The organism is uncultured Brevundimonas sp., from assembly GCF_963977465.1.
Lineage (GTDB): Bacteria > Pseudomonadota > Alphaproteobacteria > Caulobacterales > Caulobacteraceae > Brevundimonas.
Genome location: NZ_CAXBOQ010000002.1, coordinates 23,271 through 45,879 on the forward strand (window position 1 = coordinate 23,271; position 22,609 = coordinate 45,879).

Below are 22,609 nucleotides of genomic sequence, written 5' to 3' on the forward strand. Positions count from 1 at the left end.
GATGACAAGGTGGTGAGCTTGGGGTTAGTCTCGAAAGGAAACTCGCGGGCACTGCGAGTCGAGGGGGCCAACCATGTTCACCCACATGACCGTCGGCGCGAACGACATCGAGGCGTCGCGGAAATTCTATGACGCGGCGCTGGGGGCGCTGGGCGTCGCCGCGGCCAGCGGGCCGGACGAGAAGGGCCGCTTCTGGTGGCGCACGCCGCGCGGGGCCTTCGCCATCACCCGGCCGATCGACGGCGAGCCGGCCTGCCACGCCAACGGCGGCACCATCGGCTTTGCTGCCGCGGATCCGGAGGCGGTCGCCACCTTCCAGGCCGCCGGGATCGCCGCGGGTGGCACGGCCATCGAGGATCCGCCCGGCCCGCGCCAGGGGGCGTTCGGCACCCTGCATCTGGCCTATCTGCGCGACCCGTCCGGCAACAAGATCTGCGCCCTGCACCGGGTTGGGTGACACTCGATATTCCATCCGCTCATCCCGGCGAAAGCCGGGACCCAGTGCTTTGGAGGATCGGTCCCGGTAAGCTGCTCGGAACGATGTCCTGAAACGCCGGCGTCACGCTGGACAGAACTGGGTCCCGGCTTTCGCCGGGATGAGCGGAAAACTATGGAAACCATCAAGCAGCATCAGGTCCACGGCGGCACCCTCCGTTATCTGAAACACGACAGCGCCACGACCGGCACGCCGATGACCCTGTCGGTGTTCGTGCCGCCGGGAGAGGGTCCGTTTCCGGTGCTGATCTGGCTGTCGGGCCTGACCTGTACCGAGGACAATTTCACCACCAAGGCCGGGGCCTATCGGGCCGCGGCCGAGCATGGGGTGATCATCGTCGCGCCCGACACCTCGCCGCGCGGGGAGGGTGTCGCGGATGACCCGGCCTATGATCTGGGACAGGGGGCGGGCTTCTATGTCGACGCGACCGAGGCCCCGTGGGCGGAGCATTTCCGCATGGAGTCCTATGTCACCGGCGAGCTGATCGGGCTGATCGACGCGGCGTTTCCGACGACGAAGGCGCGCGGGATCAGCGGCCATTCGATGGGCGGGCACGGGGCGCTGACGCTGGCGCTGCGGCATCCGCACCTGTTCGGATCGGTTTCGGCCTTCGCGCCGATCGCCTCGCCGACGCGGTGCCCGTGGGGCGAGAAGGCTTTTACGGCCTATCTGGGCGAGGATCGGGCGGTGTGGGCCGAGCATGACGCGGCGCGGCTGATCGAGTCCGGGGTGGGCGAGGGGTGTTTTGACGACATCCTGATCGACCAGGGCGACGCCGATCCGTTTCTGGTCGAGCAATTGAAGCCGGAACTGCTACAGGCTGCGGCAGACGCGGTCGGACAGACGCTGACCATCCGGATGCAGCCCGGCTACGACCATTCCTATTTCTTCATGGCCAGCTTCATCGCCGACCATGTGGCGTTTCACGCCCGGCGGCTGGAGGCCGTCAGCCGATGACCACGACCCCCGAAGCGACCCCCGACTACACCCCGATGTTCTCGGCCCTGTGCGTCGAGCTGGGTCTGTGCCTGCACCCCAAGGCCGAGGTGAAGGTCATCGCCGCCCTGCCCAACGGGCTGGATGCGGCGGTCAAGGCGGTGCTGGAGGCCGAGGGCATCGACATGGCCTCATCGCCAGGCGAGCTGCGGCGTCAGGTGCGGGCCTGTCTGAAGGCCAACCTGCCCGAGACCTGAGCCGGTTCGGTCGCGGCGATCCGGGAACGAAATTACCCGCCCAGCCTTGGGTTTGGCAGGGGGCCTTCCTAGATGAGGCGTCCCCCCGTTCGGATCGACAAGGAACCTTCCCATGGCCTTCACCCTGCCCCCGCTGCCCTATGCCTATGACGCGCTGGAGCCCGTGATCGACAAGGAGACCCTCCATATCCATCACGACAAACACCATCAGGCCTATACCGACAATCTGAACAAGGCCGTGGACGCCGAGCCCAAGGCCCAGGGCAAGACGATGGAAGAGCTGTTCGCCATCATCTCGACCCTGCCCAAGGCCATCCGCAATCACGGCGGCGGCTACTGGAACCACAATTTCTACTGGGACGGCATGGCCCCGACCGCCGAGGCGGGCACGCCGTCGACCGAGCTGGCTGCCGCCATCGACCGTGATCTGGGCGGCATGGACGCCTTCAAGGCCGCCTTCGAAAGCGCTGGCGCGACCCAGTTCGGCTCGGGCTGGGCGTGGCTGATCGTGCAGGACGGCAAGCTGAAGATCATCAACACGCCGAACCAGGACAATTCCCTGATGGATATTGCCCCGGAAAAGGGCACGCCCCTGCTGGTCAATGACGTTTGGGAACACGCCTATTATCTGAAATATCAGAACCGCCGCCCCGAGTTCCTCAAGGCGTTCTGGACCGTGGTCAATTGGAACGCGGTCAACGCGCGCTTCGCCGCCGCCTGATCCCGCATCGCCGGACCCCCGGACCGCTTTTTGCCGTTCGCGGGTCCGGCGCTATCGCCGTCACCACCGATCCGGACATTGCCCATGACCTTCCATGCCAAGCTCGCCACTGCCGGCCTGATCCTCGCCGCTGTCCTGGCCGGGTGTTCGCCCGGCGTTGACGGCAAGACCGGGACGGAGCCTGCGGCGGCCCCGACGGAGGCTGCGGTCGCCGACATCCACAATTTCCGCATCGGCACGCTTGAGGCCGTGGCGTTGAAGGACGGCGAGCTGGACGTCCGCAACGACAACCAGACCTTCGGCCTGGGTCACACGCCGGAGGACGTGGCGACGGTCCTGACCGGGGCGGCCCTGCCGGCCGACCCGATCCATCTGTTCATCGACCCGCTGCTGATCCGCGACGGCGACCATATGGTACTGATCGACACCGGGGCCGGCGGAGCCATGGGTACCGAAGGTCGGCTGGTGCAGTCCCTGGGCTCAGCCGGGGTCCAGCCGGGTCAGGTCACGGACATCCTGATTTCGCACGGCCATGGCGACCATGTCGGCGGTCTGGTCGATGCGGCCGGTGGCCTGCGCTTCCCCAATGCAACTATCCGCATCAGCGCCGCCGAATGGACGGCCCTGCAGGGCGATGCGGCCATGGCTGGTCTGGTCCGCGCTATCACGCCGAAGGTCACGACCTTCGCTCCGGGCGAGGTCGTGGCCCCGAACATCACCGCCGTGGACATCCCCGGCCATACGCCGGGCCACAGCGGGTTCGAGATCGCCTCGGGCGACGACCGGCTGCTGTATATCGGCGACGCCATGCATCATTCGGTGATCTCGGTGCAGCGTCCCGAATGGCCGATCGCCTTCGACGGGGACTCGCGGATCGCCGTCGCCAGCCGTCAGGCCCTGCTGCAGCGGGCCGCGTCGCAGAACCTGCGTCTGTATGCCGTGCATTTCCCCTTCCCCGGCGTGGGTCGCATCCGGCGCGAGGGTGACGGCTTCGTCTGGGTGCCGGAGGCCTGACTCCGGCTTGACCCGGGGCGGCCGGACCGGCATAAGCCCCGCTTTCCCGCGCCGGACCCTGTCCTGCGCGTGAATCCACTACGGACGATGCGTGGACCGCCGTTGAGATCGTGCTTCCAATCTCGGAAGCGCCGGGCCGCATCATGATAAAGAGAACAGAATGTCCAAGCGCCACAGCGCCAAATACAAGATCGACCGTGCCATGGGTGAAAACCTGTGGGGTCGCGCCAAGTCTCCGGTCAACAAGCGCTCCTACGGTCCCGGCCAGCACGGCCAGCGTCGCAAGCAGAAGGTTTCGGACTTCGGTCTGCAGCTGAAAGCCAAGCAGAAGCTGAAGGGCTATTACGCCAACCTGACCGAGAAGCAGTTCCGCAAGACCTACGACGAAGCCGCCCGCCGGAAGGGTAACACCGCCGAGACCCTGATCGGTCTGCTGGAGGCCCGTCTGGACGCCACCGTCTATCGTGCCAAATTCGTCCCGACCCCGTGGGCTGCGCGTCAGTTCGTCAACCACGGTCACGTCACGGTCAACGGCAAGAAGGTCAACATCGCCTCCTACAGCCTGAAGATCGGCGACGTCGTCGAGGTCAAGGAAAAGTCGCGCAACATGGCGCTGGTGCTCGAAGCCCAGCAGTCGTCGGAGCGGGACATCCCGGACTACATCGAGCTGGGCGACCGTGGCTTCTCGGTCCGCGTCGTGCGCGTGCCCGAGCTGGCCGACGTGCCGTTCCCGGTCAAGATGGAACCCAACCTGGTCGTCGAATACTACTCCTCGTAAGTTCGACAGCCGCGCGGTCCGCCGTGCAGAAACTGGAAAGGCCCCGGATCGCTCCGGGGCCTTTTCTCATTGCTGCCGTTTGCGACCGGTCCTGATCTGGGGATCATCCGGCCGACCAGCCCTTTTTACTGATGCGCCCGGGCGCGAATTGAGCGATGACGCTAGGGAAACTTGGAAAGGGGACGGGCATGGGCTCGACCGGGATCAGGACGCTGCTGGCGCTGACGGTAACGGGCGCGCTGCTGTCCGGCTGTGCCGGTATCCAGTCCATGCTGCCCGGTGCCCGCGCCGTCCCGGCGACCGTGTCGGTGCCGGGAACGCAGGAGTCGGTCCAGGCCGCCGCCATCGCCCAGGGGCAGGCCGTGTTCTGGGTCGGGTCGAACGGCTGCACCACCCGCGACGACCTGATGCCTGTGGTCAGCCAGTATCGCGGTGCCGCCACCATCACCCTGTGGCGGGTCAGTGAAGACGACTGCGACGCCCCCATTCCGGGCGGGGTCGAGGTGCGCTGGACGTTCGAGGAAATGGGGCTGCCGCCCGGCACCGATGTTCGCGTCGGCAACTCCTATGAGCGCCCGCGAACCTGAGTTGCCCCATGGCCAGACCTGGCTGGCCAGCCTGTCCGATTATTCACGTGTCATCGGGCGGAAGCGCAGGCATCTAAAGGCGAAGCTTCGATTATCCAGGGAAATGGAACCATGCTGCGTCTCGTCCTCGCTCTTGCCATCTCGGCCCCGCTGCTGTCCGGCTGCATCATCATCGCCACCGACAAGCCCGTCACGCGTGTGGTCCAGACCGCCCCGGCCGACGCTCCCGAATGAGCCGCGTCCTCGTCGCGGCGGCGGCCTGTCTGCCGCTGCTGACCGGCTGCGTTATCTACGCCGATGACTCCGGCGAGACCGTTGTGGTGCGGATGGATTCCCATACCGAGATTACGACGGACGCCGCACCGGAAACCCTGCGTGCGGTCCGGTTCGCGGACGGGGCCCTGATCGCACAGGTCGACTCCAACGGCTGCACCAGCGCCGCGGACTTCGCGGTTTCGGTGGCCGAGGGCACGCCCGTCGACATCACCCTGACGCGCACCCGCCAGGATCCGTGCAAGGCCATCGTGCGCGAGGGGGTCGAGCTGCGCTGGACCTATCGCGAACTGGGCCTGACGCCCGGTCAGGGCGCACGCATCGCCAATCCTCTGCGGCTCTAGCGGCTATCGATCGAAAACCCCTGTCAGCTGCCGCTGCCCGGGGGTCAGCGGCCAGAGATCAGACGGCCTGGCCACCTTGAGCTGCGTTCGCTTCGACGGCGTTGATCCGGGTGTGAACCACCGACACGGTGGTGCCGGGGTGGCCGCCGGTGACCTTCACCCGCGCGTTCAGCTGGTTGGCCAGGGCCTCGACGATGCTGGTGCCCAGACCCGGGGTGTTGCTGGCGGCGTCTGTCGGCATGCCCACGCCGTCGTCGGCGACGGCCAGGGTCCAGTTCGGGCCATGGCGCTGGTAGCTGACGGTGATCCGGCCGCGGCGACCGCCGGGATAGGCATGTTTCAGCGAGTTGATGACCAGTTCGGTGACGATCAGGCCCAGGCTGACAGAGACATCCGCGTCCACGGCGCTGTCGTCACAGTCGACGTGCAGCGACAGCTGATCGTGGTCGCGGATCATTGAGGCGGCGACGCTGACGCACAGCTGGTCGAAATAGGGTTTCAGCGCGACCTCGCCGAGGCGGGAGGCGGCCAGCTGTTGTTGCAGGGCGGCGACGGACATGACCCGGCTGTGGGCGTCCGTCAGCGAGGTTCGGGTTTCGTCGGGGTGGGATTTACGGGCGCTCTGCAGGATGACGCTGGCGATGATCTGCAGGCTGTTGGCCACGCGGTGCTGGACCTCCTGCAGCAGGATGGCCTTTTCGCGCAGCAGATCGTCCTTCAGCTTCTCGCTGGCCTTGGCGTCGGTGACGTCCGACATGCCCAGCAACAGACGGACGTCGGCTCCGTCGCCATAGGCGAGCAGATGGGCGTTCAGCAGCAGGCTGCGGGCACCGCCCAGACGTTCGCTCTTCAGGTCCATCTCATAGGCGTCGACGGCGGCCGCGCCCGACAGGGTGGCGGTCAGCAGGGAGCGGAGTCGGGGCAGGTTCCATTCGCCTTCGCCGAGCTGGAGGAAGGGCTCGCCTACCGTGCCTGCCGGCTTGATCTGGAACGCGGTGAAGAAGGAGGCACTGGCGGCGATGACGTTCAGATCACCATCCAGCAACACCAGCGGCGCGGTCGATGAATCGACGACGGCCAGAGCCAGACTGAGAGGACCATCAGGATGTAGCGGTGTGGGGACGGTCAAAACCGGCCCTCCAAATAATTACCGGAGACTCGCGAAACGAAAGCCTTCCCCGTCGCAGATTATTGGCAATGAAAAGCAGCCGCGATCCGTGACCGGGCACCATACAAATACACCTAGCACGCATTCGTCACGCCCGCGGTATCTCCTCGACCAGCGCGCCCCGCATGAGATCGGGAACCAAACACCGCTATCGCGGTTTGAGCAGCAATGTTTACGGTCGCGCAGTGCCTGGCCAAGGCGGTGGAGCTGGAACAACGGGCGGCGGGCGAAGACCTCCCGCAGGAAGTTCGCGCCGACTACCTGATCCTGGCGTTGCAATGGCGGCGTCTCGCGTTCCGGGCTCAACTCCAGGATCTGCGAACCGCGGCTATCGCTGGAACGCTCCAAGCATAGTCGGCGGAATCCGGGTCGGCCGCAGGGTCGCGGCGTCGACCAGACACCATTCCGATATGCCCTGGGCGCACAGGCGGCCTTCGCCGTCCTCGATACGCACATAGCGATTGAAGCGCGGCCCTTGCGGGTCGCCGACCCAGGTGCGGGCGGTGGCCGTGGAACCTGGAAGCAGGCCGCGCAGATAGTCGATCTCGTGGCGCAGGGCGACCCACGACCAGCGTGCCCGGTCCTCTGCGGAAAAGCGGGCGTTCCAGTGGGCCATGCCCGCGTCCTGCAGCCAGCCGACATAGATCACGTTGTTGACGTGGCCGTTTTCGTCGATGTGCTCGGGCCGGATATCCAGCGGCAGGGTGAAGATTTCGCGGTCAGCGCGCGGCGTGAGCGGCGCGCGGGCCATCAGGCTTCGCCCAGGGGCACGCCCTTTTCAGTCATCAGGGTCAGCAGCTCGCCGGCCTCGAACATCTCGCGCACGATGTCGGAGCCGCCGACGAATTCGCCCTTCACATACAGCTGCGGGATGGTCGGCCAGTCGGTGAAGGCCTTGATGCCGTCGCGCAGCCCGGCGTCCTGCAGCACGTCGACGCCGACGAAGGGGGCACCCAGATGGTCGAGGATCTGCACCGCCAGCGAGGAGAAGCCGCAGCGCGGCGAATCCGGCGTGCCCTTCATGAACAGCACCACATCGTGTTGGGCGACGGTCCCCGCGATGAAGGTGTGAACCGGGTCGGTTGAAGTCGCAGTCGTTTGATCAGTCACGGAATGGCCTTTCACTGAGGCCCGTGAGCTAGGGACGCCGGACCCAAGGGTCAAGGGCAGCGGTGCGATCGTGACCGCGACGGACGCGCGGTGGAGGGGGTCAGGCGGCGGCGGAACCGGCGCAGGCGACCCGGGCCATCTCGATCTGGGCGGCCAGACCGGGGGGCATGTCGCGCTCGGGCACCAGGGCCAGACTGTTCAGCCGTTCGGCGTCATTGGCCTGAACCACGATGCTGCAGATGGACGGATCGGTCAGGCCATAGGCCAGGCAGATGGCCTCGGCCGACCAGTTGGGCGTGCGGTGCAGGAAGGCGAAGGTCCCGACATCCGCCAGGGGATCGTGTTTGGAACGACCACCACTGCCGCCGAAGCCGAACAGGCCCTTCTTGACCGGCTTGTCCAGGGTCGCGGCCTTCTTGTCGGTATCGAGAGCCGAGGGGAAATAGTCATAGGCGAAGATGGCCATGTCGCGCTCGCGCGCGGCCCGCAGGCGCGAGCGCACCTGCCAGCCTGAGTTCAGGTGGAACGGGGTGACCAGCACATCGAAGGCCCCGGTCGAGACATAGGCATCCATCACCTCGCCGTCGCCGGATACGCCGAGCAGCCGTACCCGGTTGGTGGCGCGCAGTGCCTTCAGGGCATTCAGCGAGCTCTGCGGCAATTCGTCATCGGCCGGCTCCTCCAGCAGAACCATGTCGATCCAGCCCAGCCGGGATACGTTCAGGGCGCGGTCGATCGAGCCGGTCATGCCCTCGGCGCTGAAGTCGCGGTCGGAGCCGCGGCGGCCGTCACCCCGGCCCAGGGCCAGGCTGACGGTGACCAGCTTGCGGTCGATATGCTGCAGGGAATGACCGACGATCTCGGCCAGCACGGGGTCAGCGGTCTCGAGGCGGTAGCTGTTGATGCCCGCTTCCAGCGCCGCATAGATCAGTTCGCAGGCGGCGGACGGGCCGCGGGCGATATTGTCGATGCCGAGGCTGAGCGTCAGCGCCGAGACCGCGGCCCCGGTGGGCCCGAAGGGACGATACCGCATCAGATGTCTCCCGCTGCGGGGGCAGAGGTTTCCAGCGCCAGCGCATGCAATTCGCCGCCCATCTTGCCCTTCAGCGCGGCATAGACCCGCTGGTGCTGGCGCACGCGGGGCATGCCGGCGAAGGCGGATGAGACGATGCGGGCGCGATAGTGGTCGCCGTCGCCGGCCAGATCGGTGATCTCGATCTCGGCGTCGGGAAAGGCTTCGGCCAGGTGCGCGTGCAGGGTTTCGACGGGCATGGGCATGGTGGTCGTGGCCTCCGGAGCGTTCGCGCAGGATGATGAACCGGAAACCTTAATGCGGCACTACGTCCGGCTCAGGTTGCGCGCCGTTCCAGCAGCTGCACCGTCCCGTCCTTGTAGGCCGCCTCGGCATAGGGCCGGTAGCCGACCCGTGCCGCCAGCCGGTGCGAGGCGGCGTTGTCGGGCGAAATCATGCAGACGGTGCGCGCGGCGTTCAGTTCATCATCGACCCAGGCCAGGGCGGCGCTCACGGCCTCGGCGGCATAGCCCTTGCCCTGGAAGGCGGGGGCGACGCCCCAACCCAGCTCGGGCGCGTCAAAGGGCGGGTCCAGCTCGCGGCGAAAATCGAGCACGCCGACACTGCCGACATAGGCACCGCCGTCCCTGAGACGGATCGACCAGTTGCCGTAGCCCATGGCCTGCCAGTGCCCCAGATCACGCAGCAACCGGAACCAGACATCCTCGGCCGAGAGGCCCTGGCCCATGATGTACTGGGTGAAGGTCGGGTTGGCCCACAGCGCGCACAGGTCGTCGAAATCCGACACGGCGACCGGGCTCAGCGTCAGGCGTTCGGTGGTCAGGACGGTCATCGGCGGCGTTCCGGACAGAAGGGGCAGGATCACATTAGCCCCAACTGTTTGAAACTGGCCACGCCGTCGCGACCGACGACCAGATGATCGTGAACCTCCAGACCCAGGGCGTGGGCGGCGGTGACGACCTGACGGGTCATCTCGATGTCGGCCCGCGACGGGGTCGGATCGCCTGACGGATGGTTGTGCACGAGGATCATGGCCTTGGCCGACAGCTCCAGCGCCCGGCGCACCACCTCGCGGGGATAGACCGGTGCATGATCGACGGTGCCCCGGTTCTGGATTTCGTCAAGGATCAGCTGGTTGCGGTTGTCCAGATACAGGGTCCGGAACTGTTCGCGCGGCTCGTGCTGCAGGGCCAGGCGCACATAGGCCAGCAGCGCCGTCCACGACGAGATCACCGGCCGCTTCGCCGGCTCCTCGAGAGCGATGCGGCGGGCCACCTCGTGCAGGGCGGCGAGATCGAGGGCGGTCTCGACACCCAGACCGGTCCGCTTGCCGCGACTGTCGTCGGCCTTGACGGTGACGAGGGCCTCGACCGGGGCGGCCAGCACCGCCGCCAGCGAGCCGAACCGGCTCAGCAGGGCCTTGGCGATCGGCTTGACGTCACCGCGCGGCAGGCTGCGGAACAGGAACAGCTCCAGCAGCTCATAGTCGGGCAGGTGGCTCAGGCCGGCACCGCGCGCGCGTTCGCGTAGTCGCTCGCGGTGGCCGGTGTGATGGGGTTTGGGCGTGCTGGGACCCTTGGGTGCCGCGCGCGGGGCCCGTGGGGCGGTAATCGGAAAGGGCAGCACGCTGGACATGGCGGCCTCCGGTTCAAGCGCGGAGACGATGTCAGAACGAAAGGCGAACGTCCAGCGGGATCAGTCGAATTTGGGACGGAAGATCCCGGTCGGACTGGCGCTGAAAATCTCCAGCCCGGTCTCGGTGACGCCGATGCTGTGCTCGCACTGGGCCGACAGCGACTTGTCACGGGTCACGGCGGTCCAGCCGTCGGACAGCACCTTCACCGCCGGCTTGCCCAGGTTCACCATCGGCTCGATGGTGAAGAACATGCCCGGCTTCAGCGTCGCGCCCTCGCCGCGGCGACCGTAGTGCAGGACGTTGGGATTGTCGTGGAACAGCCGGCCGATGCCGTGGCCGCAGAAGTCGCGCACCACGCTCATCCGCGCGGCCTCGACGTGGCGCTGGATGGCATAGCCGATGTCGCCGAAGGTGTTGCCCGGCTTGACCTGGGCCAGACCCAGTTCGATGCCTTCATAGGTGACGTCGATCAGCTTGCGGGCCCGGGCGTTGATCTCGCCGACCGGATACATGCGGCTGGAATCGCCGTGCCAGCCGTCGACGATGACGGTGTGGTCGATGTTGACGATGTCGCCGGCCTTCAGGACCTTGTCGCCGGGGATGCCGTGGCAGACGACGTGGTTGATCGAGGTGCAGACGGTCCGGGTATAGCCCTTGTAGCCGAGGCAGGCGGGCAGGGCCCCGTGGTCGAGGGTGAACTCACGCATCCGGTCGTCGAGCTCGCCGGTGGTGACACCGGGCTGGACGAAGGGGGTGATCATGTCGAGCGCCTCGGCCACCAGACGTCCGGCCTTGCGCATGCCCTCGAACCCTTCCTCATCATGGATGCGGATGGTGCTGGAACGCATATAGGCGTCGGGATCGAGTTCAGGCGTTTCGTACATCATCGGGTCTCGGATCAGGGGCGCGGCATGACGGCGCTGAATCACGTCGTCTCACGACAGAAAGCATAGCACATAACCGCGTTCCCGTTTGCGGCGAGACGGTGGCATGACGGTGCTGTGCCCGAAAATGTGGTGACGGGTGACGCCCGGGGCAAGGGCGGCTAGCTAGTGAGGATGAGCGACATCGCCCCCACCGCCGCCGTCCTGATTATCGGTGACGAGATCCTGTCCGGCCGCACCCGCGACACCAACCTGAACACCATCGCCCGCTTTCTCGCGGCCCTGGGCATCGATCTGCTGGAGGCGCGCACGGTCGGCGACCGGGCCGACCAGATCATCGACGCCCTCAATGCCCTGCGGGCCGGGCACGACTATGTCTTCACCACCGGCGGCATCGGCCCGACCCATGACGACATCACCGCCGACTGCGTGGCCCGGGCCTTCGGCGTGGCCCTGCCGGAACATCCGGACGCTCTGGCGATTCTCGAAAAACGATATGGCGCAGCCGATTTCAACGCGGCCCGCCGGCGCATGGCGCGGATACCCGAGGGCGGCAGTCTGATCGCCAATCCGGTCACCGACGCGCCCGGCTTCCAGATCGGCAATGTCTTCGTGATGGCCGGCGTGCCGCAGATCATGACCGCCATGCTCGAGGCCGTGGCCCCGCGGCTGCGCACCGGGGCCGTGGTCCATGCCCGGACGCTGAAGGTCAGCGGCGTCGGCGAGGGCGATGTCGCCGCCATCCTGACGGCGGCGTCCCAAGCGGCGCGCGCGGTCAGTTTCGGCAGCTATCCGTTCGGCCACGGTTCGACCGGCGAGGTCGGCACCCAGCTGGTTATCCGCGGACGTGACGAAGCCGCCGTGGAGGCGGCGGCTTCGGGTCTTCTGGCAGAGCTGACGGCGGCGGGTATCTCCGCCGCCGCTGTCTGATCCAGACCATTTTTGTTTCGGGTCGAATCGACCCGAACCCAAAAAATGGTCCGGCATTAAGCTGGAGCGAAATCTGAGCCGGGTTGGACTGCGTCCAACCCAACCGATTTCGCTCTAGCCGCGGGCGACGTAGCCCTTGCCGCCGTTGGACGGGCGGCGGCTGCGCGGACGACGCTTCAGCTCACCCTCAGGCTTGGCGGCCACGGCGGCGCGCGGATCGTTATTGCCGGTCGAGCGGGGACGCTCACGCGCCATCGGATCGAAGGCCGGACGCTCGGGGGCCGGACGGGCGTCACGGCCCGGGGCCGGCTTGCGCTGGCGGTGCGGCTGGCCGCCACCCTCGGGCTTGACGCCGTCGCGGTGCGGATTGCGGCCACGACCACGGCCCTCGCCACGCGGACGATCCTCGCGGTCGGGCATGGTCGCCTTGGTGCCGACACCGGCGGCCATGATCGACTGGTCCAGCAGGCCCAGCGACTTGTCGTTGCGACGGTCGGTAGCCGGGATCTTCTGGCGTGTGACCTTCTCGATGTCGCGCAGCAGCTTCATCTCGTCACCGGCCACGAAGCTGATGGCCGAGCCGTCAGCGCCGGCACGGGCGGTCCGGCCGATGCGGTGCACATAGGCTTCCGGCACGAACGGGAGTTCGAAGTTGACGACGTGCGAGACGCCGTCGACGTCGATGCCGCGGGCGGCGATGTCGGTGGCGACCAGCACGCGCAGCTTGCCGGCCTTGAAGGCCGCCAGGGTGCGTTCACGCTGGGGCTGGCTCTTGTTGCCGTGGATGGCCCCGGCCTGGACGCCACCGGCTTCCAGATAGGCGGCGACCTTGTCGGCTCCGTGCTTGGTCTTGGTGAAGACCAGGCAGCGCGTGTAGTTGTCGTCGGCGAACATCTCGGTCAGCAGGGCGCGCTTGCGGCCCTGTTCGACGTGGATGACCGACTGGTTGATGCGCTGCACCGTGGTGGCCTGCGGCGTCACCGACACCTTGACCGGATCCTTGAGCAGCTCGCCGGCCAGTTTGCCGATCTCGTTCGGCATGGTGGCCGAGAAGAACAGGTTCTGGCGCTTGGTGGGGATGCGGCTGACGATCTGGCGGATCGGCTTGACGAAGCCGAGGTCCAGCATCTGGTCGGCCTCGTCGAGCACGAAGATCTCGGTCGAGGACAGGTCCAGCGTCTTCTGCTGCATATGGTCCAGCAGACGGCCCGGGGTGGCGACCAGCACGTCCAGGCCGTTCTGGATGGCGCGTTCCTGCGGGCCGTATTTCACGCCGCCGAAGACGACGGCGACCTTGAAGCCCAGGTGCTTGCCATAGGTCTTGAAGCTCTCGGCGATCTGGCTGGCCAGTTCACGCGTCGGCGACAGGATCAGGCAGCGCGTGGTGCGCGGCAGCGGGGCGACGCGGTTCTCGGCCAGGCGATGCAGGATCGGCAGGGCGAAGGCGGCGGTCTTGCCGGTGCCGGTCTGGGCGATGCCCAGCAGGTCCTTGCCCAGCATGACGTCAGGGATAGCCTGGGCCTGGATCGGGGTGGGGGTGGTGTAGCCCTCGGTCGCCAGCGCCTGAAGCAGCGCCTTGTTGAGGCCGAAGGATTCAAAATTAGGGGTGGTCAAAATGGTTTCTTTCGCGTGCGGCGACGCGCAACAGCCATGGCTCAACGCCGAAAAGGCCGCGCACCGCCAGTCCCGAACGAGCCTCTGGATGAGGCCGGCGGGGTGGATCGGGCGCCGCCCCGCGTGTCCGGGCAGCGAATGAATCTTGAGGGCCGGCCGCTGCTACAGTCAGATCTTCGTAAGGGAGAGAAGACCCACACGCGCTGGAGCGCACCGGTAATCGCAATTGTGCGACGCAGCGCAAATGGGCGACAACTGCGGCGAAGTCAAGGCGGAGAGGCGGTTCGCGCCCGTATCGCCCAACCACATCACCCCGGGACAAGGCGGACGGACCCGGTCTAGAACAGACCGAAACGGGATCACGGAGCGCGGACATGAGCCTGAGCGACGACTGGCGCGGCTGGGTCATCTACCAGATCTATCCGCGCAGTTTCGCCGACAGCAACGGCGACGGCGTCGGTGATCTGCCGGGGGTGATGGCCCATCTGGATCACGTCGCCTCGCTGGGCGTGGACGCGGTCTGGCTGTCGCCCTTCTTTCCGTCGCCGATGGCCGACTTCGGCTATGACGTGTCCGACTATTGCGGCGTCGATCCGGTGTTCGGCACGCTCGAGGATTTCGACGCCCTGATCGTCCGGGCCCACGGTCTGGGGCTGAAGGTCATTATCGACCAGGTCTATTGCCATACCTCGGACCAGCACGCCTGGTTTGCCGAGAGCCGGGCCGACCGTATCAATGCCCGGGCTGACTGGTATGTCTGGGCTGACGCCAAACCGGACGGCACCCCGCCGTCGAACTGGCAGTCGGTGTTCGGTGGCCCGGCCTGGACCTGGGATGCGCGGCGCGGCCAGTATTATCTACACAATTTCCTCGCCGGGCAGCCGCAGCTGAACCTCGACCTGCCTGCCGTTCAGGACGCCCTGCTCGACGTGGCGCGGTTCTGGCTGGACCGGGGTGTCGACGGCTTCCGGCTCGATGCCTTCAACTTTGCGCCGCACGACCCGGCCCTGACCGACAATCCGCCGGCCCCGCCCGGGCCGCGCACCCGGTCGCTGGACTTCCAGCTGAGGCTGCACAACCAGTCCCAGCCCGGCATCATCCCCTTCGCCGAACGGATTCGGGCCCTGACGGACAGCTATGGCGGTCGCTTCACCGTGGCCGAGGTGGGGGGCGACGATGTCGAGCTGGAACGTCAGGTCCTGACCGAGGGCCAAAACCGGCTGAACACCTCGTACGGCTTTGAATTTCTCTATGCGCCGCACCTGACACCCGAACTGGTCGCGACGACCCTCGGGCGCTGGACCGGCGCGCCGGGCGAGGGCTGGCCGGCCTGGGCCTTCGCCAACCATGACGCGCCGCGCGTGGTGTCGCGCTGGGCTCCGGAGAAGGATCGCGCGGCTGTGGCCGCGATGACCCTGCTGCTGCTGCTCAGCCTGCGCGGCACGGCCTTCATCTATCAGGGCGAAGAGCTGGGCTTGCCCCAGGCCGATGTGCCGTTCGACCGGCTGGTCGATCCCGAGGCCATCGCCAACTGGCCGAAGACTCTGGGACGCGACGGGGCCCGCACGCCGATGCCGTGGCGCGATGAAGCCCCGTGGGCCGGTTTCTCGACCGTCGAGCCGTGGCTGCCGGTCGACGCCCGCCACCTGCCGCTGTCGGTCGCCAGCCAGGCAGGTGATCCGGACTCCACCCTGGCCCTGACCCGACGGCTGATCGCCCTGCGTCGGGCGCGACCGGCCCTGCAGACCGGCGCGCAGCGCGGGATCACCGACGCCCCGGACGGCCTGATCGTGTTCGAGCGTGGCACGGGTGAGGATCGGCTGCTGTGTGTTTTCAACCCGACCGGCACTGCCATCGACTGGACGTCGGGGCCCGGCTGGACGCGGGTCGAGTCGGTCAATGACGGCGGCGGTTTGGCCCTGAATTCTTACGCTGGACGAATTCTGTGCCGGAAGGCCTCGACTTCCCCTGCGTGATCACGGGATGTTACAGATGCAGGAATGATGCACCGCAGCATCGCCGCCGGAGACACTGCTGATGTCCGCCTTTGAATCCCGCGCCGGCCTTGAAGTCGCCCCGGAACTGGTCGCCCTGATCGAAGACGAGGTCATGCCCGGGCTGGACCTGCCGATCGCGGCCTTCTGGAGCGGGGTCGCTGACATCTTCGCCCGCTTCGCCCCCGAGAACCGGCGTCTTCTGGCGGTGCGCGAGGGCTTGCAGACCAGTATCGACACCTGGCACCGGTCGCGTCGGGGTCAGCCCCACGACCCGGTGGCGACCGAGACCTTCCTGCGCGAAATCGGCTATCTGATCACCGAGCCGGCCCCCTTCGCCATCGCCACGGCCCGGGTCGATGACGAGATCGCCCGGATGGCCGGACCGCAGCTGGTGGTGCCGGTGCTGAACGCCCGCTTCCTGCTCAACGCCGCCAATGCCCGCTGGGGCAGTCTGTATGACGCCCTGTACGGCACCGATGCGCTGGGCGACCTGCCGCCGTCCGGTCCGTATGACCCGGCGCGGGGCGCGCGGGTCGTGGCCCGGGCCCGGTCCTTCCTTGACGAGGCCGTGCCGCTGGCGACCGGATCGCACTACGATGTCACCGGCTGGCGGGTGGTCGACGGCGTCCTGTCCCCGGCCCTGGCCCGGTCCGAGCAGTTCACCGGCTTCACCGGCCAGGCCGAGGCCCCGACCGCCATCCTGCTGTGCCACAACGGCCTGCATATCGAACTGGTCATCGACCGCGACCACCCGATCGGCGCGACCGATCCGGCGGGCATGGCCGACGTGGTGCTGGAGTCGGCGCTGTCGACCATCGTCGATCTCGAGGACTCGATCGCGGCCGTCGACGCGGAGGACAAGGTCGCCGCCTATCGCAACTGGCTGGGCCTGATGACCGGCGAGCTGTCGGCCCAATTCGACAAGGGCGGTCGCTCGCAGACCCGCGAACTGGCCGCGGACCGGCCCTTCGTCGCTCCCAACGGCGAGCCCCATGTCCTGCCGGGGCGGGCCCTGCTGTTCGTGCGTAATGTCGGCCATCTGATGACCACCCCGGCGCTGCGACTGGCCGACGGCTCGGACGCACCGGAGGGCATCCTCGACGCCATCCTCACCAGCCTGATTGCGCTGCACGACCTGAAGGGACAGGGCCGCTATCGCAACAGCCGTGCCGGCTCGGTCTATATCGTCAAACCCAAGATGCATGGGCCGGAAGAGTGCGCCTTTACCGACCGGCTGTTCGATGCGGTCGAGGACCTGCTGGGTCTGCCGCGCCACACGGTCAAGGTCGGGGTCATGGACGAGGAGCGTCGCACCTCGGCAAATCTGGCCGCCTGTATCCATGCGGTGAAGGGCCGGATCGCCTTCATCAACACCGGCTTCCTCGATCGCACCGGCGACGAGATTCACACGGCCATGCAGGCCGGTCCGGTGGTGCGCAAGGCGGCGATGAAGACCAGCGACTGGATCACCGCCTATGAGGCGCGCAACGTCGCCATCGGCCTGGCCTGCGGCCTGTCCGGCCGGGCCCAGATCGGCAAGGGCATGTGGGCCGCGCCCGACCGCATGGCCGAGATGCTGGAGCAGAAGGTCGGCCATCCGATGACCGGGGCCAACACGGCCTGGACCCCGTCGCCGACCGCCGCGACCCTGCATGCGCTGCATTATCATGCGGTCGATGTGTTTGCCCGCCAGGCCGAGGTGGCGCGCGAGCCGGTGCCGGGTCTGGAGGGGCTGCTGACCCCGCCGCTGGCCGACGGGGTCAACTGGTCGGAACAGGACATCACGGACGAGCTGGACAACAACGCCCAGGGCATCCTCGGCTATGTGGTGCGCTGGATCGATCAGGGCGTCGGCTGTTCCAAGGTGCCCGACATCCATGACGTGGGTCTGATGGAAGACCGCGCCACGCTGCGCATCTCGTCCCAGCACATGGCCAACTGGCTGCTGCACGGGGTCTGTACCGCCGAACAGGTCGAGGCGGCGCTGCGACGGATGGCGGCCCGGGTCGATGCCCAGAACGCCGGCGATCCGCTGTACCGGCCGATGGCCCCGGACCCCGAGGCCAGTCTCGCCTTCCAGGCGGCGCGGGCTTTGGTGTTCGAGGGTGAGGCCCAGCCCAGCGGCTATACCGAACCGCTGCTGCACGCCTTCCGCGCCCGGGCGAAGGCGCGGGGCTGAAGGCCTACTGCTCGCTGCCCGAGCGCCACAGGTTGTTGGTCAGGGGCTCGATCAGATAGCCCAGCGCCGTGCGCTTGCGCAGCAGGACCACGACCTCGACCGGGCTGCCGGGACGGATGGTGCGCCCCAGTCGTCCCAGCCGTTCCAGCTGGTCGGCGGGGACCACGATCTCGGCCCGGAAATAGCGACTGCCGTTGCTCTCGTCGGTGAAGCTGTCGCCCGAGATGCGGGTCACCCGGCCGTGGACGATCGGCGGATTGCCCTCGCGCAGGCCGGGGAATTTGACCTCGGTGTCCTGACCGACCTTCAGGTTGTCGACGTCGGTCGGCTTGATCCGGGCGACGATGATCTGGGAGGCGTCGGTGGGGACGATGTCCATCAGGGTCTGGCCCGGCTGGATCACCCCGCCCGGCGTGAAGATGGTCAGGGCCATGACCTGGCCCGAGGCCGGGGCGCGGATCTGGTTGCGGGCGATGCGGGCGCGGAACTCGGTCAGGCGCGGCTGCAGCTCGTTCAGCTGGACCTCGATGGTGCGCAGTTGTTCAGCCACGTCCTCGTTCAGCCCGGTCGAGACTGACAGCATCTGCAGCCGCGTCTCGCCGACCTGTTCGCGGGCCCGGGCCACCTGGGCGCGCAGCGAGCCCAGCTCGCCGTCCAGCGCTGCCTCGGTCCGCTCCAGCGCCCGCACCCGGGTCAACGGCGCATAGCCCTGGGCCGCCAGCGAGCGGATACCCTCCAGCTCCTCAGCGATCAGGCGGCGCTGCTCGAGATTGGACTCGATCTGACGCTGCAACCCGGCCATCTGCTGGTTCAGCTGTTCGATACGCTGTTGCAGCACGCCGCTCTCGGTCGAGCGACCGCTGCGACGGGCGCTGAACTGCTGGCGCTGCAGGCGCAGCGCCTCTTCGGCCAGCACCTTGTCGGCCGGGGGCAGGTCGGCGAATTCGGCCGGGGTGGCGATGGCGCGGGCGCGGTCACGTTCGGCGATCAGCCGGGCGCGCTGGGCCAGCAGGGCGAGCACCTGACCCGTCAGGCCGCGCTCGTTGGCGATCAGTTCACCGCTCGAGACCTCGACCAGCACCTGGCCCTCGCGCACGGTATCGCCCTCGGCGACATGCAGGGCGCTGACGACCCCGCCCTCGCGGTGCTGTACCGCCTGGCGGTTGCCGGATACGGCCACCTGACCCTGGGCATAGGCCCCGGCGTCCAGCGGCACGAAGGCGGCCCAACCCAGGAACAGCACGAAGAAGGCGACGATGATCACGCCGCCGATCATCAGCTCGCGCCGCGGTGCGTCGGTGACCGGCGGTGGGGGTGGGGGCGCGTCGGTGATAACCGGCATCGGCAGAACGGCCTCGGGCGGGACGGACTCGGTCATCGCTTCACCGCCTCGGCCGGGCGGGCGGCACGCATCGACTCCAGCACCTCCTCGCGTGGCCCTTCCAGCTGGACGACGCCGTCGCGCATCAGCAGCAGGCGGTCGACCCGGGCCAGCACCCCGGCGCGGTGAGCGACGATGACCACGGCGGCCCCGCGTGCGGCGGCGGCCAGGATGGCCGACATCAGCGCCGATTCCCCCTCCTGGTCGAGGTTGGAGTTGGGTTCGTCCAGCACCAGCAGGACCGGATCGCCGTACAGGGCGCGGGCCAGGGCCACACGCTGGGCCTGACCGGTCGACAGACCCTGGCCGAACGGGCCCAGCACCGTGTCATAGCCGTGCGGCAGGCGCTGGATCATCTCATGGGCCCCGGCCGCCACGGCTGCGGCCACCGCGCCGTGATCGACGGTCTCGCCGGGCGTGCCGGCAGCGGCGGCGAAGCGCGAGATATTGTCCTTGATCGAGCCGGCGAACAGGCTGGGCACCTGCGGCAGATAGCCGATGTGACGGGCCAGTTCGTCGCCTTCGCGGGCGTCATATTCCGCCCCGTCCAGCCGTACCGTACCCGAGGCCGGCTTCAGCGCCCCGGCGATGACCCGGGCCAGGGTGGTCTTGCCCGAGCCGCTGGCCCCGACCACGCCCAGGGTCTGGCCGGGATTGAGTTTGAAGCTGGCGGCGCGCAGCTGCGGGGCCTCGCTGTCGGAAAAGCGCACGGTGACGCCCTCGACCGACAGGGCCCCGGCAGGCGCGGGCAGGGTGGTGCGTGGCAGGTCCCGCGCCGCGGTGCCGACGAAAAGGTCGTTCAGCGCCTTCCAGCTGGTGCGGGCCTGGATCAGGCCGGGCCAGGCCCCGACCAGCAGTTCGATCGGGGCCACGGCCCGGCTCAGCAGTACCGAGGCGGCGATGATCGCCCCGGTCGAAATCTGGCCGCGCACGGCGAGGAAGGCGGCCAGACCCAGCGACAGCGACTGCAGCGTCAGCCGCAGGAATTTGATCGCCCCGCTGTAACGGCCACCGGCGAACTGGGCGTCGGCGTGACCGGCCGTGGCCAGACGACGCTGCTCGACCTGACGGTTGATACTGGCCTGACGCATGCCCAGGGCGCGCACGACCTCGGTCTGGCCGGCGATATTCTCCTGGGCGGCATAGGCGTTGTTGCTGGACTGGATCGCCTTGGCCAGACGCGGCCGGCTGTCGCGTTCATTCAGCCATGCCAGGGCGAACAGCAGCACACCCCCGACCAGCGTCAACAGACCCAGCGCCGGGTGCAACAGGAAACAGGCCGCCAGATAGATCGGGGTCCACGGCGCATCCAGCACCGCCAGCACGCCCTGACCACTCAGGGCCCCGCGCACATTGTCGAACTCGCGCAGCGCCTGGGTGTTGGGGGCCTTGGTCTGCAGGTCGACGACCCGGGCCAGCACCTTGCCGGCCAGCATCCGGTCCAGTCTCAGCCCGGCGCGCAGCAGCAGCCGCGCCCGCAGCCAGTCCAGACCCGCCAGGGTGGCCAGGGCAAAGATCACCACACCGGTGATGAAGACCAGGGTCATCAACCCGCCGGTCGGCACTACCCGGTCATAGATCTGCAGCATGTACAGGGTGGGCGTCAGGTACAGCAGATTGACCAGGGCGCTGAACACGGCCGCCCAGATGAAATGGGTGCGACAGGCGACCAGCGCCTCGGCGAGGGGTTCAGTGCCGGGGCGGCTGGGAAGCAGGTTCTTGAACACGCGGCGTTTCTGGCAACTTCTGCGCGACGGGCAGGAGACCAGTGTACCGTCATGGCGCGCCCCGGAACAGGCGATTCTGACCCGGGGCCGTCGCGTGACGCTTGCCCGGTGGCCCGCCGGGGGGCGATAAGGGGGTGGGGCCAAATGGAGACGCCAGATGTCGAGCATTCTCTCGGTCCCGACCGCCGTGGCGGTCGTGGTCCTCGCCGTAACCCCGGCCGCGGCCTGCCAGTCCGGGAACGACGCCATGCCGCATGCGGACCAGACGACTGACATCCCGACCCCGATCGGTCTGTGGGACATCCGCCCGGCCGACAGCGCCACGCCGGGCCTGTGCCGTTTGGCCCTCAGGAATGAGGGGGCCGGCGACGGGCACCGCGTCGTGGTCGAGACCTGTGATCTCAAGGCCGCCGGCCGCACGGATCACTGGCGCACCACGCCGACCGGTTTCAGCCTGGTCGATGCTGGCGGGGCGACCCTGATCACCTTCGCGCCGGATACCGAGGACGTCTGGACCGGCACCGGTGCCGACGGCCGGGTCTACCGGATGAGCCGGTCGGCGATGTTCTGATCCGGCGACGCGCCGTGCCAACCTGTCCCAGCTGTAACTTGCCCCGCCGGACCAGCCGCGCGAGGTTGGCCGTCGATATCAAGGGGGCACACAATGCTGACGATCCAGAACCTGACTCACGTGTACGGCAACGGCACAAAGGCGCTGGATGACGTCAGTCTGATCGTTCCCAAGGGGATGTTCGGCCTGCTGGGCCCGAACGGAGCCGGCAAATCGACCCTGATGCGGTCGATTGCCACCCTGCAGACGCCGACCTCGGGCAGCATCCGTTTCGGCGACCTCGATGTGATCGCCGAGCCCGAAAAACTGCGCCGGGTGCTGGGCTATCTGCCCCAGGATTTCGGCGTCTACCCGCGGGTGTCCTGCTACGACATGCTGAACCATATGGCGGTGCTGAAGGGCATCTCTGGGGTGCGTGAGCGCAAGGAGACGGTCGAGTCCCTGCTGAACCAGACCAACCTGTGGTCGGTGCGCAAGAAGGCCCTGGCCGGTTTCTCGGGCGGCATGCGGCAGCGCTTCGGCATCGCCCAGGCCCTGATCGGCAACCCCGACCTGATCATCGTCGACGAGCCGACCGCCGGGCTGGACCCTGAGGAACGCAACCGCTTCCTCAACCTGCTGGCCGAGATCGGCGAGAACGTCGTCATCATCCTGTCGACCCATATCGTCGAGGACGTCTCGGACCTGTGCCCGCGCATGGCGGTGCTGGCCGGTGGCAAGATCCAGCTGGAGGGTGCCCCCGTCGAGCTGATGGAAAGCCTGAACGGCCGCGTCTGGCGCAAGGTCATCGACAAGTCGGAACTCGAGGGGCACGGCTCCCCCTACAACATCATCTCCACCCGGCTGTTCGCCGGCAAGACGGTGATCCACGTCTTGTCCGACACCGATCCCGGTGACGGGTTCGAGCCGGCCCCGGGCGGGCTGGAAGACGTCTATATGGCGTCCGTCAACACTGCGCGTCACGCAGCCTGAG

At 67.7% G+C, this 22,609-nt stretch carries 26 protein-coding genes; 15 read left to right on the plus strand and 11 right to left on the minus strand.

All coding sequences use genetic code 11. The features are described from left to right. Window positions 1-73: 73 nt before the first annotated feature. From AAC067_RS04125 to AAC067_RS04165, 9 genes are all read left to right on the plus strand, one after another. Window positions 74-457 carry a VOC family protein gene (locus tag AAC067_RS04125; RefSeq protein ID WP_339929852.1) on the plus strand — a complete coding sequence of 128 codons (384 nt, stop codon included), beginning with the start codon at window positions 74-76 and terminating at the stop codon, window positions 455-457. 153 nt (window positions 458-610) lie between these two features. Next, a complete protein-coding gene (gene fghA, locus AAC067_RS04130; protein ID WP_339929854.1) occupies window positions 611-1,453 on the plus strand; it encodes an S-formylglutathione hydrolase in 843 nt (280 codons plus the stop codon). After that, window positions 1,450-1,689 carry a hypothetical protein gene (locus AAC067_RS04135; RefSeq protein WP_339929855.1) on the plus strand — a complete coding sequence of 80 codons (240 nt, stop codon included), beginning with the start codon at window positions 1,450-1,452 and terminating at the stop codon, window positions 1,687-1,689. The genes fghA and AAC067_RS04135 overlap by 4 nt, the downstream gene beginning before the upstream one ends. A gap of 112 nt (window positions 1,690-1,801) precedes the next feature. After that, on the plus strand, window positions 1,802-2,410 hold the full coding sequence (locus AAC067_RS04140; protein ID WP_339929857.1) for a superoxide dismutase: 609 nt from the start codon (window positions 1,802-1,804) through the stop codon (window positions 2,408-2,410). An 84-nt stretch (window positions 2,411-2,494) separates the two neighbouring features. Beyond that, window positions 2,495-3,424 (plus strand): MBL fold metallo-hydrolase, encoded by a 930-nt coding sequence (locus AAC067_RS04145; protein ID WP_339929859.1) that lies wholly within the window; start codon window positions 2,495-2,497, stop codon window positions 3,422-3,424. A gap of 160 nt (window positions 3,425-3,584) precedes the next feature. Then, a complete protein-coding gene (gene rpsD / locus AAC067_RS04150) occupies window positions 3,585-4,202 on the plus strand; it encodes a 30S ribosomal protein S4 (RefSeq protein WP_339929861.1) in 618 nt (205 codons plus the stop codon). 188 nt (window positions 4,203-4,390) lie between these two features. Then, window positions 4,391-4,789, plus strand: a complete 399-nt coding sequence (locus AAC067_RS04155; protein WP_339929863.1) for a hypothetical protein — start codon at window positions 4,391-4,393, stop codon at window positions 4,787-4,789. Between the two features lie 111 nt (window positions 4,790-4,900). After that, window positions 4,901-5,023 (plus strand): hypothetical protein, encoded by a 123-nt coding sequence (locus AAC067_RS04160; protein ID WP_339929865.1) that lies wholly within the window; start codon window positions 4,901-4,903, stop codon window positions 5,021-5,023. After that, window positions 5,020-5,406 carry a hypothetical protein gene (locus AAC067_RS04165; RefSeq protein WP_339929867.1) on the plus strand — a complete coding sequence of 129 codons (387 nt, stop codon included), beginning with the start codon at window positions 5,020-5,022 and terminating at the stop codon, window positions 5,404-5,406. The genes AAC067_RS04160 and AAC067_RS04165 overlap by 4 nt, the downstream gene beginning before the upstream one ends. Before the next feature lie 58 nt (window positions 5,407-5,464). Here the strand turns inward: AAC067_RS04165 and AAC067_RS04170 are convergent, their stop codons facing one another. Further along, window positions 5,465-6,535 (minus strand): histidine kinase dimerization/phosphoacceptor domain -containing protein, encoded by a 1,071-nt coding sequence (locus AAC067_RS04170; protein ID WP_339929869.1) that lies wholly within the window; start codon window positions 6,533-6,535, stop codon window positions 5,465-5,467. Window positions 6,536-6,742: 207 nt separating this feature from the next. Between AAC067_RS04170 and AAC067_RS04175 the strand changes: the two genes are divergently transcribed. After that, window positions 6,743-6,928, plus strand: a complete 186-nt coding sequence (locus tag AAC067_RS04175) for a hypothetical protein (RefSeq protein WP_339929871.1) — start codon at window positions 6,743-6,745, stop codon at window positions 6,926-6,928. Here the strand turns inward: AAC067_RS04175 and AAC067_RS04180 are convergent. The 7 genes from AAC067_RS04180 to map form a co-directional block, all read right to left on the minus strand. After that, a complete protein-coding gene (locus AAC067_RS04180; protein WP_339929873.1) occupies window positions 6,903-7,325 on the minus strand; it encodes a thioesterase family protein in 423 nt (140 codons plus the stop codon). The two genes, AAC067_RS04175 and AAC067_RS04180, sit on opposite strands and share 26 nt — an antisense overlap. Then, a complete protein-coding gene (grxD, locus tag AAC067_RS04185; RefSeq protein WP_339929875.1) occupies window positions 7,325-7,684 on the minus strand; it encodes a Grx4 family monothiol glutaredoxin in 360 nt (119 codons plus the stop codon). The genes AAC067_RS04180 and grxD overlap by 1 nt, the downstream gene beginning before the upstream one ends. A gap of 100 nt (window positions 7,685-7,784) precedes the next feature. Further along, window positions 7,785-8,717, minus strand: coding sequence for an oxidoreductase (locus AAC067_RS04190; protein WP_339929877.1), 933 nt, complete (start codon window positions 8,715-8,717; stop codon window positions 7,785-7,787). Continuing rightward, window positions 8,717-8,962, minus strand: a complete 246-nt coding sequence (locus AAC067_RS04195; RefSeq protein ID WP_339929879.1) for a BolA family transcriptional regulator — start codon at window positions 8,960-8,962, stop codon at window positions 8,717-8,719. Before AAC067_RS04195 ends, AAC067_RS04190 begins: the two co-directional genes overlap by 1 nt. A 71-nt stretch (window positions 8,963-9,033) precedes the next feature. Beyond that, window positions 9,034-9,549, minus strand: a complete 516-nt coding sequence (locus tag AAC067_RS04200) for a GNAT family N-acetyltransferase (RefSeq protein WP_339929881.1) — start codon at window positions 9,547-9,549, stop codon at window positions 9,034-9,036. 29 nt (window positions 9,550-9,578) lie between these two features. Beyond that, a complete protein-coding gene (gene radC / locus AAC067_RS04205) occupies window positions 9,579-10,352 on the minus strand; it encodes a DNA repair protein RadC (protein ID WP_339929883.1) in 774 nt (257 codons plus the stop codon). A 60-nt stretch (window positions 10,353-10,412) separates the two neighbouring features. After that, complete coding sequence (gene map, locus AAC067_RS04210; protein WP_339930883.1) at window positions 10,413-11,237, minus strand: type I methionyl aminopeptidase; 825 nt, start codon at window positions 11,235-11,237, stop codon at window positions 10,413-10,415. Window positions 11,238-11,411: 174 nt separating this feature from the next. Here map and AAC067_RS04215 point away from each other — a divergent pair, with 174 nt between their 5' ends. Next, on the plus strand, window positions 11,412-12,167 hold the full coding sequence (locus AAC067_RS04215) for a competence/damage-inducible protein A (protein WP_339929885.1): 756 nt from the start codon (window positions 11,412-11,414) through the stop codon (window positions 12,165-12,167). A gap of 114 nt (window positions 12,168-12,281) precedes the next feature. Here AAC067_RS04215 and AAC067_RS04220 read toward each other — a convergent pair whose 3' ends face one another. Beyond that, window positions 12,282-13,781 (minus strand): DEAD/DEAH box helicase, encoded by a 1,500-nt coding sequence (locus tag AAC067_RS04220; RefSeq protein ID WP_339929887.1) that lies wholly within the window; start codon window positions 13,779-13,781, stop codon window positions 12,282-12,284. 374 nt (window positions 13,782-14,155) lie between these two features. Here AAC067_RS04220 and AAC067_RS04225 point away from each other — a divergent pair, with 374 nt between their 5' ends. Next, window positions 14,156-15,757, plus strand: coding sequence for an alpha-amylase family glycosyl hydrolase (locus AAC067_RS04225; protein WP_339929889.1), 1,602 nt, complete (start codon window positions 14,156-14,158; stop codon window positions 15,755-15,757). Between the two features lie 61 nt (window positions 15,758-15,818). Continuing rightward, window positions 15,819-17,957, plus strand: coding sequence for a malate synthase G (locus AAC067_RS04230; protein WP_339929891.1), 2,139 nt, complete (start codon window positions 15,819-15,821; stop codon window positions 17,955-17,957). 4 nt (window positions 17,958-17,961) lie between these two features. On the opposite strand, the gene AAC067_RS04235 is transcribed toward AAC067_RS04230, so the two are convergent. Together AAC067_RS04235 and AAC067_RS04240 are read right to left on the minus strand one after the other, a co-directional pair. Beyond that, window positions 17,962-19,335, minus strand: coding sequence for an HlyD family type I secretion periplasmic adaptor subunit (locus AAC067_RS04235; RefSeq protein WP_339929893.1), 1,374 nt, complete (start codon window positions 19,333-19,335; stop codon window positions 17,962-17,964). Beyond that, entirely contained in the window at window positions 19,332-21,065 is a 1,734-nt protein-coding gene (locus AAC067_RS04240) for a type I secretion system permease/ATPase (RefSeq protein ID WP_339929895.1), read from the minus strand. Before AAC067_RS04240 ends, AAC067_RS04235 begins: the two co-directional genes overlap by 4 nt. A 157-nt stretch (window positions 21,066-21,222) precedes the next feature. Between AAC067_RS04240 and AAC067_RS04245 the strand changes: the two genes are divergently transcribed. Both AAC067_RS04245 and AAC067_RS04250 read left to right on the plus strand, forming a co-directional pair. Beyond that, a complete protein-coding gene (locus AAC067_RS04245) occupies window positions 21,223-21,636 on the plus strand; it encodes an AprI/Inh family metalloprotease inhibitor (RefSeq protein WP_339929897.1) in 414 nt (137 codons plus the stop codon). Window positions 21,637-21,729: 93 nt separating this feature from the next. Next, window positions 21,730-22,608, plus strand: a complete 879-nt coding sequence (locus AAC067_RS04250) for an ABC transporter ATP-binding protein (RefSeq protein WP_339929899.1) — start codon at window positions 21,730-21,732, stop codon at window positions 22,606-22,608. The last annotated feature ends 1 nt before the right edge of the window (window position 22,609 follow it).